Origin of the sequence: Egbenema bharatensis FJBBOT/2019, assembly GCF_048077055.1 — a bacterium.
GTDB classification, from domain to species: domain Bacteria; phylum Cyanobacteriota; class Cyanobacteriia; order Elainellales; family Elainellaceae; genus Egbenema; species Egbenema bharatensis.
In genome coordinates this window covers 7,098,022-7,111,732 of record NZ_CP182236.1, presented here as the reverse complement: position 1 = coordinate 7,111,732, position 13,711 = coordinate 7,098,022, and the positions used below count along the sequence as shown (strand labels likewise).

Annotated in this window: 16 protein-coding genes and 1 pseudogene; 10 read left to right on the top strand and 7 right to left on the bottom strand. The window is 50.4% G+C overall.

Translation table 11 applies throughout. The annotated features are described in order from the left end of the window. Positions 1–163: 163 nt before the first annotated feature. Together ACM1PF_RS33095 and ACM1PF_RS33090 are read left to right on the top strand one after the other, a co-directional pair. Entirely contained in the window at positions 164–598 is a 435-nt protein-coding gene (locus ACM1PF_RS33095) for a DUF2203 domain-containing protein (RefSeq protein ID WP_416670688.1), read from the top strand. Between the two features lie 242 nt (positions 599–840). Next, positions 841–1,632 (top strand): SAM hydrolase/SAM-dependent halogenase family protein, encoded by a 792-nt coding sequence (locus tag ACM1PF_RS33090; protein ID WP_416670687.1) that lies wholly within the window; start codon positions 841–843, stop codon positions 1,630–1,632. A gap of 89 nt (positions 1,633–1,721) precedes the next feature. On the opposite strand, the gene ACM1PF_RS33085 is transcribed toward ACM1PF_RS33090, so the two are convergent. After that, entirely contained in the window at positions 1,722–2,351 is a 630-nt protein-coding gene (locus ACM1PF_RS33085; RefSeq protein ID WP_416676912.1) for a type I restriction endonuclease, read from the bottom strand. Between the two features lie 795 nt (positions 2,352–3,146). Here ACM1PF_RS33085 and lepB point away from each other — a divergent pair. After that, positions 3,147–3,794 (top strand): signal peptidase I, encoded by a 648-nt coding sequence (lepB, locus tag ACM1PF_RS33080; RefSeq protein WP_416670685.1) that lies wholly within the window; start codon positions 3,147–3,149, stop codon positions 3,792–3,794. Between the two features lie 112 nt (positions 3,795–3,906). Here lepB and ACM1PF_RS33075 read toward each other — a convergent pair whose 3' ends face one another. From ACM1PF_RS33075 to ACM1PF_RS33060, 4 genes are all read right to left on the bottom strand, one after another. Further along, positions 3,907–4,107 carry a hypothetical protein gene (locus ACM1PF_RS33075; RefSeq protein ID WP_416670683.1) on the bottom strand — a complete coding sequence of 67 codons (201 nt, stop codon included), beginning with the start codon at positions 4,105–4,107 and terminating at the stop codon, positions 3,907–3,909. Positions 4,108–4,262: 155 nt separating this feature from the next. Continuing rightward, positions 4,263–4,607 carry a four helix bundle protein gene (locus ACM1PF_RS33070; RefSeq protein ID WP_416670681.1) on the bottom strand — a complete coding sequence of 115 codons (345 nt, stop codon included), beginning with the start codon at positions 4,605–4,607 and terminating at the stop codon, positions 4,263–4,265. Positions 4,608–4,719: 112 nt separating this feature from the next. Beyond that, on the bottom strand, positions 4,720–5,634 hold the full coding sequence (locus ACM1PF_RS33065; RefSeq protein ID WP_416670679.1) for a branched-chain amino acid transaminase: 915 nt from the start codon (positions 5,632–5,634) through the stop codon (positions 4,720–4,722). A gap of 199 nt (positions 5,635–5,833) precedes the next feature. Then, positions 5,834–6,430, bottom strand: coding sequence for a hypothetical protein (locus ACM1PF_RS33060; protein ID WP_416670678.1), 597 nt, complete (start codon positions 6,428–6,430; stop codon positions 5,834–5,836). A 228-nt stretch (positions 6,431–6,658) separates the two neighbouring features. Between ACM1PF_RS33060 and ACM1PF_RS33055 the strand changes: the two genes are divergently transcribed. From ACM1PF_RS33055 to ACM1PF_RS33030, 6 genes and pseudogenes are all read left to right on the top strand, one after another. Further along, a complete protein-coding gene (locus ACM1PF_RS33055) occupies positions 6,659–7,651 on the top strand; it encodes a hypothetical protein (RefSeq protein WP_416670677.1) in 993 nt (330 codons plus the stop codon). Between the two features lie 39 nt (positions 7,652–7,690). Beyond that, positions 7,691–8,016, top strand: a pseudogene (locus tag ACM1PF_RS33050) (site-specific DNA-methyltransferase); the annotation flags it as partial. Between the two features lie 79 nt (positions 8,017–8,095). After that, positions 8,096–8,233, top strand: coding sequence for a hypothetical protein (locus ACM1PF_RS33045; RefSeq protein WP_416670676.1), 138 nt, complete (start codon positions 8,096–8,098; stop codon positions 8,231–8,233). Between the two features lie 13 nt (positions 8,234–8,246). Further along, positions 8,247–8,372: a hypothetical protein gene (locus tag ACM1PF_RS33040; RefSeq protein ID WP_416670674.1), complete on the top strand. Its 126-nt coding sequence runs from the start codon at positions 8,247–8,249 to the stop codon at positions 8,370–8,372. Positions 8,373–8,541: 169 nt separating this feature from the next. Continuing rightward, positions 8,542–10,248 (top strand): SpoIIE family protein phosphatase, encoded by a 1,707-nt coding sequence (locus ACM1PF_RS33035; RefSeq protein WP_416670673.1) that lies wholly within the window; start codon positions 8,542–8,544, stop codon positions 10,246–10,248. Positions 10,249–10,251: 3 nt separating this feature from the next. Next, positions 10,252–10,695, top strand: coding sequence for an ATP-binding protein (locus tag ACM1PF_RS33030; protein ID WP_416670672.1), 444 nt, complete (start codon positions 10,252–10,254; stop codon positions 10,693–10,695). 99 nt (positions 10,696–10,794) lie between these two features. On the opposite strand, the gene ACM1PF_RS33025 is transcribed toward ACM1PF_RS33030, so the two are convergent. Beyond that, positions 10,795–11,868, bottom strand: coding sequence for a SpoIID/LytB domain-containing protein (locus ACM1PF_RS33025; protein ID WP_416670671.1), 1,074 nt, complete (start codon positions 11,866–11,868; stop codon positions 10,795–10,797). A gap of 197 nt (positions 11,869–12,065) precedes the next feature. Between ACM1PF_RS33025 and nrtS the strand changes: the two genes are divergently transcribed. Then, positions 12,066–12,299: a nitrate/nitrite transporter NrtS gene (nrtS, locus tag ACM1PF_RS33020; RefSeq protein WP_416670669.1), complete on the top strand. Its 234-nt coding sequence runs from the start codon at positions 12,066–12,068 to the stop codon at positions 12,297–12,299. Positions 12,300–12,323: 24 nt separating this feature from the next. Here the strand turns inward: nrtS and ACM1PF_RS33015 are convergent, their stop codons facing one another. Then, positions 12,324–12,908, bottom strand: coding sequence for a hypothetical protein (locus tag ACM1PF_RS33015; RefSeq protein ID WP_416670667.1), 585 nt, complete (start codon positions 12,906–12,908; stop codon positions 12,324–12,326). Positions 12,909–13,711: the final 803 nt, after the last annotated feature.

The window sequence follows — 13,711 nt, the reverse complement described above, 5'->3', positions numbered from 1 at the left end:
GTTAGCGACTAAGGTAGACGGGGTGATGAGAATTGGCTAGGAGCGGTGCAAAGGAACTTATAAGGTGATGCTATGCTTCTTAAACTCTACTACGTCTCTCCCAGGAAAGGTTTTTCAGCATCATTAAGATCAGAATTTCTTCATCATCTTGGTTCCCATTCCCATGACTTCTCCGCCCGATCCCCCCAATCGATCGCCTGCCCCATCGCCTGCCCATCCCCCCGATCATCCTCCCGATCATCCCGAAGCGGCAGAAGCGGCGATCGATCTTGAACAACAACTGCGCGAGGTTGAGCAATCCCTCCTCCTCCTCAAAGCCCGCTATGCTCAGGTGCAGACGGATCAAACTCGTCAGCAGGAACTTCAGCAGCGCAAGGAACAGGTGGAACGACAGCTCCAACATCCCCGTTCTAACTCCCATCAGGCGGAGCTAAAGGCAGAACTCAAGCAAATTCGGCAACAGCTTGAAGATCTGGAAGTTTCCCTGGAAAGCAAGCTGTTCTCCTGGAGCGGGCTAAAAGAAGTGTTCTGGCAAGCCGTTCGTTTCGGAGGCATTGGGGTGATCATCGGCTGGATTTTGCGATCGATCGCGGGTTAATGAATGGCTGGCTGATCGATCGGGCTGGCTATTCGATCGGGCTGGCGGTTCGATCGCAGAAGATACGATAGAAGATACGCTACGCTATCAGCTAATAGGGGGTACCCAATTTCGCGTTTGTATCACGCCTAGCCGACTGGCAGGCAAGATGCCTGCGCTACAGAAATCGCTCAATTTCCATCAATGGATGCTCCCTCCCCACTCCCCACTCCTCACTCCTCACTCCTCACTCCTCACTTCCTATGTTCATCTCCCTCATTGCCGATTACGGCGTTGGCGATCCAGCCTTTGCGGAAGTCAAACAACGGCTACAAATGGCTTTACCTCAGGCACAGATTCATGAGTTATCTGTCCCCCCCTTCAGCACGATCGCCACAGGATTTTGGATTGCTCAGTTGGGGTTAAATCCCGGTGCAGCCGATCGACTGATTTATCACAACTGCGCTCCTCGCCAGGATGACCCTGATGCGCGCCAGGATAATGAAGGGGAAGGGCTAACCTACGCGCTGTTGCCGAATGGGGTGAAAGTCGTGGGTGTCAATGCGGGCTACACGCTGTCGTTCATTAAAGATCAGGCGAAGGCCATCCACTCCGTCAATGTGTCCAGGGGCGGCTCCCAGTTTCGATCGCGGGATGTGTTTCCGCCTGCGGCTGCGGCGATCGCTCAAGATGACTATAGCCTGCTGGGTGATGCCCTGGATGTGAGCCTGCTCCCAGAAATGCCCTTGAATCGGATTGCCTGGGTTGATGGTTACGGCAACATTAAAACCACTATTCCGGCCGATTCCATCACCCTGGAACCTGAGGCAAAGATCGTGATCCGAGTGGGTGATGTGGTCAGTGATGCCGTCTATTCCGATGGGAGTTTCCGGGTGCCGGAGGGAACGCTGGCTTTTTCACCGGGCAGCTCAGGCTGGACGATGCCAGATGGGCAGTCTCGACGCTGGATTGAGCTATTTTTGCGGGGTGGAAGTGCCTGGGAACGCTTTGGTAGACCCCGAGTTGGGCAGTCTATCACTCGATTAGGGGCATAATTTTGTTTTCAGCCTGGAACAATTCGCAATGGCTGTCCGATCGTTTGATGGTGTACCAGGTTTCCAGGTTGGATAAAGCTATTTATTGCTCACCCTTCCTGGCTGACAATCTGCCCCAACTGCTTCAACACCTGTACCACTCGGTACAGATCATCCCCCCGATTCAAAGACAGGGTATAGGACAGGGCATATTGGGGTGTCCCTTGCTGAACCAGCTTGGGAAACTGAAACTCTCGCCCATTGGTAACCAGTCCAAACACAGGCTGAGTTCTGTCCCGCTGTCCCAGCATATAGGCCAACACCTGGGGAATTCCCACTTCCAGGGAATAGTGCGATCGTTTCGCTTCGATCGTGACTACCCAAAACCGGGGTTGAAACACCAGCACATCAATCTGACCCCGCACCAGAGTTTCTTGATCCAGGGAAGTAATCTCGATCGTCCGTTCGGCTGCGATGTAGAAAGGAGGACGGTAGAAGCCCGCTAACTTCAACAGGGGAGACAATACCACCAGCTTGACCACAGGTTCCAAGATCTCATACTGGGAGAGATGCAAATAGTCCCGCTTCACCTCATCCAAACTGGTTTTCTCTGCTGCGCTCAGTTCCGGCAGTGTGCCCTGCCACTCCCCAAAAAACTGCGGATCATCCGATCGCTGTAAACCAAACTGCTCTTGAAGCTGTAGCAGGTTAATGTCCTTTGCTGGAATTGTTTGTACCATCATCCCCTCCCCTTACGATGTGCCTTCATTTTTGGGAACCCTAGCCAGAGACTACAGCCAAGAAAGTTGGAATACGAAGTCTTGGTGAACCACAAAAGCGGCTTCGAGAACGAATTGCTATACAGGGAAGGAAGAATCTTGATTTCCCTGTGCTTTTATTACAAAGGTGTTTAGCATGATAGGCGACAGAACGGCTCAGATTACACGCATTATTGAGAAGAGGCAGCCCTTAGCCACACGCATTGAGGTTGTAGAAACAAATCTGCAAAATCTCTTCTCTGCTTTACATGAGCTTGAGCAACATTGTAATCGGCTACTATCTCATATTGAGGATATAGCAGTCAGAGGTCGCTTACAGGAGATTAAAATAGAAAACTTGTCTAAAGAGAAGTTTGATTAGCCCAGTTTTCGACGAGAGCATTCCAGTTTTGCAGCCTTCCCTAAATCCCTTTCCTGCCAAGGCGATCGGATCCACAAAGGTCTGGTGGAATTAGAATTGGAACCCGCCCCTAACTCCTCCCAGGAGGGGAAACCCTGGAGAATCCCTGCTCACCAGGAGAATGTCCATTAAATCCCCTCTTGGGAGGGGCAGGGGTGGATTAATCTTCACTCTTCTACAAAAGTGGGATACACCCGTTTTCGACATTGGGTTTAACGGTTTTAATGTAATCTGTCCAACCTGCCTCTACCCAGTTAGGCTTCAGACAAACTGAAACCGATCGCCACCCCCCATCTCATGGGAAGATAAGCACTGGCGCAAGCTCCGCATTGATTATAAGTACATCGACTGCATATATGGCTTCTGAACCCCAGGATCTCAACCCATCCGATCGATCAGACTCAAATCCCTCTACCCCTGCCACTCAACCCACCGCAACGGGAAACTGGTGGTCACGACTGCCGAAATCCCAGCGGGAAAATGCTCAGATTTTGGCGATCGCCCTTATCCTGGCTCTAGTCATCCGCCTGTTTGTTGCAGAACCGCGCTACATTCCCTCCGACTCAATGGTTCCGACCCTGGAAATTGGCGATCGCTTAGTCGTGGAAAAAGTCAGCTACTATCTGCATCCACCTAACACAGGCGATATTGTGGTGTTTATGCCACCAGCCCAGTTACTGGAATATGGCTACGCTCCAGACAAGGCATTTATTAAACGAGTGATTGGTACGCCGGGAGATGTGGTGCAGGTGCAGGAGGGACGGGTGTACGTCAATGGTCAACCCTTGACAGAACCGTACATTGCCGAAGCGCCAGATTACGAAATGCCCCCGGTTCAAGTGCCCCAAAATCAAGTCTTCGTAATGGGAGACAACCGCAACAACAGTAATGACTCCCACATCTGGGGATTCTTGCCCAAGCAGAATATTATTGGTCGAGCTGTGTTTCGCTTCTTTCCGATCGATCGACTGGGACGCATCAAACTCGAAGCAAGCAGCCGCTAAGGAAAATGCCTGGGATTAACCAAACTCTTGTGGGGTGGGCATCCTGCCCGCCCAGTCAACAAAGCAGAGTGACACAGGTGATCAAGTCAGATCTTCTAATGTTCTACAACCCCTACCCGTCGATATTAGCGATCCGAAATCCCATCTGACACTCATACTGATCGGGTAAGTCTTCAGCAAGTTTGCTTAAAGCACGACCACAGCGCAGTTTCCCTTGATACCAGCGAGGTTGACCACTTTGATCGGCCATGAGGCACGTTTGACACACTTGCTGAGGAGGAAAGACCTGATTTTCCGTCATGATGACTAGCATTTCATCACCTCTAGCGTGTTGCGGCTCCCGTATATTCCAATTCTATGTCAGGGTTTTAGGATATTTGGGAAATTGTATGCATAGCTTAATGGCTTTACCAGAAAAATGAAGTATCGAATGCGCCATTTCGATGGGGAACCTGGGAAAGAGCCGCATTATTGATGCCAATCTGCGGCAGCCAAGCTGGTAATCAGATCAATAATTTCATTGATTTGATTCAGTTCTGAAGTCAGGTCAATATCAGTCAGATGGGACTCTTGCAGTAATCGGAGCCAGTAACGAGTTTCCCGCGCCTCACTGGAAGCCGCAGCAAGTTTATCTAAAAACGATCGACGATCGCATTCTGCCATCGCCTGTTCAATCTTCACGCCCACATTCGTGCCACTGCGTAAAAGCTGAGGGGATAGTACAAACTCCTGACGAGCTTGAAGTTTGCGATATAGTCGCACAATTTTGAGGGCAAACTCAAAGGTTTTCTGTTGAATGAGACTATCCCCCATGCTCCCCTGACTCTCACAGATCGACTCACTTAATTTTGAACGCAAAATCGCTTCAGCGTTGCAGAAAACCCTTCAGAATGGGAACTGTATCAGTCCAACAGTAGAGCGATCGCTAATCCAGAGGAATCACATAAACCCAATCCTTGTAGGCAGAGTCGCGGTTTTCGGTGATGGCTGTGAGTTTGTCACGCAGTTTTTCAGTAATGGGACGGACGTTAGACAGTTCGTAGTTTTCAATGCGGCGCACCGGAGTCACTTTAGCTGCTGTGCCACTGAGGAAAACTTCATCGGCAATGAAAAGCTCGGATTTGTCGATCGATCGCTCCACGACTGGAATGCCCAGGTCTCTGGCGATCGTCAGCACACTATCTCTGGTGATGCCTTCCAAAATGTCTTGCTCGTATCCTGGTGTAATCAATTGCCCCTGCCGCACGATGAAGATATTCATCCCAGAGGCTTCGCTGACTTTACCGTGAGCATTCATCAAAATGGCTTCATCGAACCCGGACTCCACTGCCTCCGTTTTTGCCAGAGATGAGGTGATGTAGGCTCCACTGATTTTGCCACGCAGGGGGAGGCTGCGGTCTTCCTGCCGATACCAGGAGCTAATGCGACAGGATACACCCTCTGGCGATAGGTAATCCCCCAGTTCTAAACCATAGACAAAAAAGTCCTTTTCAATTTTGTGGAGGCGAGGCGCAATGCCCAGATCGGAGGTATAGACGAAGGGGCGGATATAGAAAGAAGACTTGGGCTGGTTTTTCCGGACAAAATCGACAATGACACTTTGAATTTTGTCGGCGGGTAGGTCAAAGTGCAAGAAGCGCGCACTGTTACTTAACCGTTTGCAGTGGCGATCGAGGCGAAACAGCAGAGCTTGATTTGGATTTTGGGGATCAGGAATGCCGCGCAATCCTCCAAATGCTCCAGTGCCATAGTGTAAGGCGTGGGTAGCGATCGAAACCGTAGCGTTTTCGAAGGGAACAAATTGATTTTGAAAGTATGCGATCGGCAAAAAGTTGTGCATTACACGCCCCCCTTGGGTACTTGTCTATAGTGATTAAACTAGTTTTTGAATCCAAAACCCCTCCGAGGTCTTCGGATCGCGGTTGAGACTGTCTAGAATTATCACACATGAGTATTTACGGCACTCAAACCTTTACGTCTTTTGAAGCAGTTGCTCTAACGTGAGGCGATCGTACGTCATCGTTTCATCATCCAGCTCCCTACCGGGCCAACTCTTGCAACAAAATCTGAATCACTCCGATCGCTACCTGCACAATCGGCCAGCCAATGACGCAGATCAAGATCGATCGCCACATCCGAATCTCCAGCGCATACCGCACTGCCACAATCACCGCCAGCAAACTCCAGAGGGCCAGACCAATCTCGATCGGTCGTCCCAGCAGAGGAATCACCGTCAAAAAGTTAAAGACCTGCGGTGCATGGGCAAACCCGATGGGAGCGAGCAGATCTTGATAGTTTGGAACGGGGAAACCTTCCCTTTTGTTTTGGGATGGGCGATACAGCCAATGACCAATTTTCCAGATGGTAAACGTCCAGAAGTAGTACCCCACGAACACGCTCAGTCCATTAATCACCAAACCCAGCAGCAACGCAGGAATCGAGGCGCGATAGACCAACAAAATTACAGTACTGCCGATCGCATGGGAAATGGCGGCAATGAGGACAATCCCCTGGGCAATGCGACGATAACGCGGATGTTCGTGAGCATCATCATAGAGGTGTTCATCTAATGTCAACGCATCCCAAAGAATTTTTCGGACTCCGCGCTGAGATGCGGTTTTCGCTGACTGACTCACCGGAATGATTATCCTTATTTGCGAAATTTGCGAACGACACCTGAACAGGGGAAAATCAAAACTAGCGATCGATTGAGTCAGGGTTCGCTCGATCGCTGCTGTATTCTAAAATACAATTGTTTTAGTCATTCAGCCCAATTCAACGACTGCAACGACGATACCTCAACCCGGTAACGCTTAGAGTACACAGTCTACGCTGCCCTATTCAAACTGTCCAATCTGTTTCCGATGGCAAACTTTCTCAGAAAACTTTTTCAGGGCTTACACAATGGCTGGCTTGGGCTGTTGTCCTTTACAGTTTTCTTGATTTTAGCCTGGGGTACATTAGCTCCAGTGGGCACGATGGTCTGGTGGTTGGATAGTGAAGATGAGGATTTTGGGGAACAAGCCAGATGGATTTTGTCAGAAGATGATGCAGAAGCAGTAGACACTGAACCCACTTGCTACATTGTGTTTCTCACAGGAGTTGGGGATTTTTCAGCCGATAACCTGGCTTCTGGCGAAGAAATATTTCTCGATCGCCTCGAACAAGCCCAGCCCCACTGTGTCATGGTGCGAGATGTGTTTCCCTACTCAGCAGCCAATCAAAACATTGGTGGGCAGGAAGTGTTTGCTTTTTTGTGGGAGATTGCTGAAAATGCCGACGGCTGGCTGGAAGCAACCCGTTATTTACTTCAAATTCGCAATCTCTGGCGGCTGGCCATTTCTGCCGATAACCGCTATGGACAGATTTACAATCCAGCACTCGCCCTCAGTATTCTGGAACAGATGAACAAACAGCATTCCGTTCCATCCCATTCAGATGAACCGATTCAACTGATCCTGATGGGAACTAGCGGTGGGGCACAGGTGGGGCTTTCGGCTACCCCTTACCTGAAGGATTGGCTCAATGCTGAAATTACCCTGCTTTCCTTCGGGGGGGTGTTTGACGGACAGGAAGGCTTTGATGCCGCAGAACAGGTCTACCACTTCCGGGGTGAAGCAGACTGGGTGGAAAACCTTGGTGGCATCCTCTTTCCTTCCCGATGGCTCTGGAATTTTGGTTCCTCCTTCAATCAAGCCCGTGACGAGGGTCGCTACACTGCCATCATCAGCGGCCCTCACGAACATGATGGCGATCGGGGCTACTTTGGCGAAGATCCGATCGAAAATAGTGACGAAACCTATCTCGATCGAATGTTTGAGGAAATGATGGAACTTCCTATCTGGGACGAAACCTGACTCTGGAAAAAGGCGAAAGATAAACTGGCACTCGCCTTTGAAGGCTTTACCTATGTCCCCTCCGATACCTTCTACTGGCAACACGGCTACTCCACCGAGCGCGACTTCATCTACGTCACCACCCAAAACCTTAGCCACGCCCAACTTGCCCAACTCTCCGATGAAGTCGGCACAGACTGCACCCTACTGGTTCTCTGCATGGTATTTCGCGGCAAACCCGACTTCTCCAACCTCACAGTCAAAACCCCAAACACGTCCTCGACCGCTGCGAGTGGGATCACGATGATTACAGCCTTCAGGTCGAAAACCTCCCCAAAGCTCCCTCCCCAGAACCTCAGCCTAACCAGATGGAGTTAGATCTATAAGATCAAAAGGAGAGTGGGCACTGTCCACCAAAGCCTTGACAATCCATGTGTATCGTTTAAGAGAAATGGAGTTCAACCTATGCAATCTGCCCTACACATCACGACTAAAGTTCTTCCCGGAAACCGGATTGAGATTCAGCTTCCTGCCCTAACAGAAGGTGAAGAGGTTGAAGTATTTGTGGTCTTGCCAACTAGACAAGTCACAGCTGATCTATAACGATCTAAAAGCATTGCGCCTTCAGGTAACTCCTACTCAGACCTTAATGGTAGAAGCAGCAGAAATTGCCCTAAAACACGGCATTACCGCTTATGACGGGTGCTATGTTGTCCTAACGATGCGATCGCAGAAAATATGATACTTAAGGGATTAGCTGAACGGTATGCGTCAGAATACGCTCCACAATAACGCAGAGAGAACTCGAATCTAGAACCCGACTCCCACCCCCGTTACCTCCCCTCCCATTCTGGGTACGCTAATCAAAGGCTGGAGTGCGTCCTATCGGGTTGGAGGAGTACGGGGAAGTCATGGTTGAACCGGCTGAAGGGGATCAAAGCAAGTTGCGGTTGATGGTGGTTGATGATGAATCAGACAACCTGGATCTGCTGTATCGCAGCTTTCGTCGAGACTTTGAAGTGTTTCGGGCCGAGAGTGGCATGAAGGCCTTGCAACTGCTGGAGCAGGTGGGTGAGATGGGCATCATCATCTCAGACCAGCGAATGCCCCGCATGAATGGCACCGAATTTTTAAGCCACACGGTTGCCCTATATCCCGACACCATCCGGATTTTGCTGACGGGCTATACCGACTTGGAGGATCTGGTGGGAGCCATCAATCAGGGCAAGGTGTTTAAATACATCACCAAACCTTGGAATCCTCAAGACCTGGAAACAGTTGTCCGGCAGGCGGCCGAAACCTATCGTGTGGTTAAACAGCGCACCAATGAGCTGCACAGTGCTCTCCGACGGGAATCGATTCTTAATACGGTAATGACAGCCATTCGGGAGTCGCTGGATTATTACAGTATGCTCCAAACTGTGGCTAATGCCATCGGACAGGCCTTTGGCAGCGATCGCTGCGTTCTATATCCGATCGACGATACTAGAGGGGTAGAATCTGTATTCTCTCCAACAGAGATTTATACCCATACCATCTGCGAGGCGATCGACCAGGCAATACCGCAAAACCTCGCGCCAGAGCTACTGCTGGCCGCCCTGGAACAACGACAGATTCAGATCCATCAGGACACTTCAGCCGAGCCATTCACTCAATTGATTGTGCCGTTGACCTATCAGCAGGAAGTTTTAGCTGTTCTGGTGCTGTTCCAGTTTGGGCCGGGGCATTCCTGGACAACGGGGGAAATTCAACTGATTCAAGGAGTTGCAGAACAGGCCGCCCTGGCAATTTCCCAGGCGAAACTATACCAGCGGATTCAGCAGCAAACAGAGCAGATGCGGACTGAACTGGCAGTCGCCCGGCAAATTCAGATGAACCTGCTGCGGCAAAGCTGGTCTACCTCAGAATCCGTACGGGTGCAGGCAGAGTGCCATCCCGCCCGCGAGGTGGGGGGAGATTTTTTTGAGGTGTATGTCCATCCTCAGGGGGATGTCTGGTTGGCCGTGGGGGATGTGTCTGGCAAGGGAGTCCCTGCTGCGTTGTTTATGGCTAGTGCAATTTCCCTTCTCCGCCGAGAACTTTCTTTGGAAACGCCGCCGGAACCCAATCAAATTTTGCAAAATCTCAACAGTGCCCTATCCGAGGATCTGGTGGGGAGTAACTGCTTTATCACAATGGTGCTGGCACGGTATCAACCCAGTACGGGCATTTTGACCTATGCCAATGCGGGGCATATTTATCCTATGGTGTGGTCACGGGAACGGGTGGCGGTGATCGTTGGTCAATCCGGTGATGATGAGGCGATCGAACCCAACTACTTAAAAGTGCGGGGAGTGCCGTTGGGCATTCTTCCCCTGTGGCGAGCCAATGCGGGGACATTAAATCTCGATTCGGGTGATGTGTTGCTACTCACCAGTGATGGCATTACTGAGGCAACGGTGATGCCATCAGACGGTAGAACAACTCCTGTCCAGTCCATGCTGCAACAATCGGGACTTTGGCAACTTCTGAGGCAACAACAGGGAACACTGAACTTGAGCGATTTATTAGCGCACATCCGCGCCTGTACTCCCGTTCAGGAGGATGACCAAACTATACTCTCTCTGGAGGTTCTGTAGACAATGAGGACTGAGCTTCACGTACCAAGTGATCTGAGGTTTCTGACGATCGTTGAAAATTGGCTGCTGGGATCGCTGGAGGTGGAATTACAAGACCAGGTGGACTGGTCACGTCAGTCGAACCGTCTGCGTCTGGTGCTGGTGGAAGCCTATTCCAATGTGGTGCGCCACGCCCATCGTAATCAACCCAACTTGCCAGTGCTGATTCGCATGGAGCTAAAAGACCGCGATCTGCAACTGGAAATTTGGGATCATGGTAAAGGGTTTGATTTGTCTACCTACCTACCCCCTGCGCCGGAAGAACAACAAGAGGGAGGCTATGGCTGGCTGATTTTGAACCGATTAATGGATCGGGTGGAATATCGCTTGCAGGTCAATGGGGGGAATTGTCTGGTGATGCAGGCAAAGTTACCCGACCATGAGGTTGTTTCCCAGGTTAATTCTTAAGGATTGGGGATTCAATTCTCTATGGAGTGGTTCTGCTTTGTTGACTGGGCGGGCAAGCTGCCCACCCCACCAGAATTTCAGCTTGTTTGATTCCTTTTCTTAAAAATCCTGGACAATCCGCGCGACCTTTGTACCGGGGTAATAATTCGCCAAAATTTGCTCGTAGGTATAGCCCTGATTAGCCAGGCGTAAGGCTCCCAGTTGACTCATGCCCTGCCCCTGAAACACTTCAGCCACAATATCATCTGAAGCGGCATACAGCGATTCCACTACACCCCCCTTATAGCTGACATACTCTCCAGCGGTTTCATTCACTGCCTGTTTGGTGCGATCGGCTTCTGTACGAATGCCGCTATAAACCTGGAAGTACTCATCATTGCCCATGTCATACAGATCGTTAATTGGCTGGAAGTAGTAGTGGAGGGCATAGGAACGGGCCGCCACCGACTGCGCTTTCAGGGCTGCCATATTCCAGCTAGGGGAGACTTCGCTGGGAATCACGCTGTATAGATAATTTCGCATACTGACGTAGTTCACTGCCCACAATGAGCCATTCGCCGCCGCCAGCAGCAAACGACCTCGATAGGCCCGGTTATTCAGGTAAAATACGCCATCGGGAGAGGGTTCTACCCAAATGACTTGAGTGAGGGGCGAACCGTTGAACACCACTGCATCCCCGCTGATTTGAGCCGTGTAGGTATTTCCAGCGGTGAGGGAATCCACCTGCTGCCCGGTTTTATCCAGCACATAGGCTTCTGCTGATGTTCCTACCGTTACCGAGGGGACTGAAACGGCGATCGCCACCTTCATCTCAACCAGGGAATCTACGGTGGGAATGGCAGATTCCAGTTCCACAATTGCTGCTTCCTGGATCGCCTGCTGCTCTGGGGTCAGGCTCGATGGCTCGGAAGTGGTATCCGCTTCCAGTTTGCCCACGGCAGATTCCTTCGCTGGCAAAGGACTGGATGCAGGGGATTCCAGCGGAACCTCTGGGGTAACTGCGGGCAAAGGAGATTCGATTGGAGCAGACTCTGAGAACGCTGCACCCGGTTCACCCTGGTGCCAGGCCATTTGACCCAGAACAATGGCGATCGTCAGCGAGAGGATTCCCAACAGCGATAACAGCACCCAGCGGTAGGGTTTCAGTTGTTTAGGAAGTTGCCATCTTGCCATAATTCTCTGTCCAAAGGGCTTACCCACAACATTGGCCCGTAGCACAACATACCCACAGCTTACTCTGTTGATACAGGCTGACTCAAACCTAATCCGCTAAATCCTCAAAGGTTCCTTTGCCAGGGATGCAGTTGTTACGGATTGCAGGGCCGTTTTTTGCTACTTCTCAAAGAGGCGAATGTTGAAGTGAGGGAGTGATGGTCAAATCAGTCAGAGCTTATCTGCTGTGTTTAGTCGATCCCAGACTCATGCCTACAGGATTGAGGGTGGCAGTGGTGGTTGGGACAATGCTATTTGCAATTAATCATGGGACGGCAGTCCTGCGGCGCGAGATGACCCCAGAACGCTGGACTTCTGTGGGATTGACCTATCTGATGCCTTATCTGGTTAACATTCACGGACAGTATGCCCATCGATCGCGCAAGCCCTGACCGTTGTGTAATCAGGAAGTAGCCTCAATAGCTGAAGCAAAAATCATCCAGGGTCAAGTGTCCATTAAAAGTATGGAAAGTGACTCGATGAATATTGGGAACACTGAGGCTCAGACAAACGTTGGGAAGATGCTGCGTGTGGGTTGCCAGGTTTGCCCCCGGACTTTCAATTTCGGCCAGCCGAATGTTATCGCCATCAAAAGCAGTAACTATCGTTCGGCGAGAACTGGTGATAAAGCTGCTCACGAACTGGACTGGACGCAAAAACGTGGCCTCCAGCCAGCCATCTTTGGGCGCGCCCATGACCACCATGACCCCAGAATAGGCAGGATAAGCCGAGTTGGAAGGACGCAGGGCGATCGCATTGGCAAACTCTACCCCATACTCATGAAACTGGCGATGGACAATTTCAAAGCACTGTAGGTCTTCCCAGTCCAATCGGACACAGCTTGAAAGACGAGTGGCCAGTTCCCCCCGCTCAACCTCCAAGCCCTGGATGGGTAAGGGTAGGGGAGGGGGTTCTGCAAATGTTTTCCAGGCTTCACGCCGATCGCCAGCCTGACGAAACGTTGAAGTTGGATAAGCCGAAGTTTGTAGTGACTCTGCCATAGATAGATGATGCACGTTCCTTGATGGTTAAATGTTCTTCTAAAGCAGCAAAACTGCCTTTCACCCCTCACTATCCGTTTGAGCTAAGTCATTTGAGCTAAGTCATTGAGCTAAGTCATTTGAGCTAAACCACAGTCAGCATCAATGGTAATGCTTTCAAAGCCTATCCAGAAGACTCCAGGGTTTTGGCATCTCAAAACTCAGGTCAGTCTCTGGAATAGACCCCTGGGCAGGTCAGGATCCTACCGCTTCCTTTCCTGCAAATCAACTGAGCTGATGAGCGTATCACTCCTCTAAAAGATGACCCAAAGTCAGGTCATCCACAACGGAAAGTCTAGAGAAATCTATCCAAAGAAGTACAACAATCGGTACCTCGGTGGATTAACTCAAAAGTGGAGCATTAAAGACACAACGAAAAATTTTCAGGAACGCCTCCTTCAAATGTCTAAATCAATGGACTGAGTCGCGTACAGGCGATCGACAGTCACAGAATCAGAAACAAGAAGGTCGGGCTATTCATTCTACATGGAATTAAGAGCAGAATGGTGTTCAGAACGCCAATCAGTCCAACTCTCGTCTAGCGAATGGACAAGGCTTCTGGGAAATGATACATCGAGGTACGGCAATACGTACCTGAAGATACGACCTCTTGTTAGCAAACCGTTCAATCCTTTCCTAGAACACTCCTCAGCAAATCTCAGGAAAATGCCTGTCGATTGCTCGATCCGTGTTGATGTGAATCGGTTTGAAATGCGCCAATGAGAACTGTTAACAAAGAGCTGTTAACCAGTAGTAACCTTATT

Coding starts and splice junctions, on each gene's coding strand:
- ACM1PF_RS33095 (WP_416670688.1), top strand. CDS start 164: ATGACTTCTCCGCCCGATCCCCCCAATCGATCGCCTGCCCCATCGCCT.
- ACM1PF_RS33090 (WP_416670687.1), top strand. CDS start 841: ATGTTCATCTCCCTCATTGCCGATTACGGCGTTGGCGATCCAGCCTTT.
- ACM1PF_RS33085 (WP_416676912.1), bottom strand. CDS start 2,351: ATGGTACAAACAATTCCAGCAAAGGACATTAACCTGCTACAGCTTCAA.
- lepB (WP_416670685.1), top strand. CDS start 3,147: ATGGCTTCTGAACCCCAGGATCTCAACCCATCCGATCGATCAGACTCA.
- ACM1PF_RS33075 (WP_416670683.1), bottom strand. CDS start 4,107: ATGCTAGTCATCATGACGGAAAATCAGGTCTTTCCTCCTCAGCAAGTG.
- ACM1PF_RS33070 (WP_416670681.1), bottom strand. CDS start 4,607: ATGGGGGATAGTCTCATTCAACAGAAAACCTTTGAGTTTGCCCTCAAA.
- ACM1PF_RS33065 (WP_416670679.1), bottom strand. CDS start 5,634: ATGCACAACTTTTTGCCGATCGCATACTTTCAAAATCAATTTGTTCCC.
- ACM1PF_RS33055 (WP_416670677.1), top strand. CDS start 6,659: ATGGCAAACTTTCTCAGAAAACTTTTTCAGGGCTTACACAATGGCTGG.
- ACM1PF_RS33045 (WP_416670676.1), top strand. CDS start 8,096: ATGCAATCTGCCCTACACATCACGACTAAAGTTCTTCCCGGAAACCGG.
- ACM1PF_RS33035 (WP_416670673.1), top strand. CDS start 8,542: ATGGTTGAACCGGCTGAAGGGGATCAAAGCAAGTTGCGGTTGATGGTG.
- ACM1PF_RS33030 (WP_416670672.1), top strand. CDS start 10,252: ATGAGGACTGAGCTTCACGTACCAAGTGATCTGAGGTTTCTGACGATC.
- ACM1PF_RS33025 (WP_416670671.1), bottom strand. CDS start 11,868: ATGGCAAGATGGCAACTTCCTAAACAACTGAAACCCTACCGCTGGGTG.
- nrtS (WP_416670669.1), top strand. CDS start 12,066: ATGGTCAAATCAGTCAGAGCTTATCTGCTGTGTTTAGTCGATCCCAGA.
- ACM1PF_RS33015 (WP_416670667.1), bottom strand. CDS start 12,908: ATGGCAGAGTCACTACAAACTTCGGCTTATCCAACTTCAACGTTTCGT.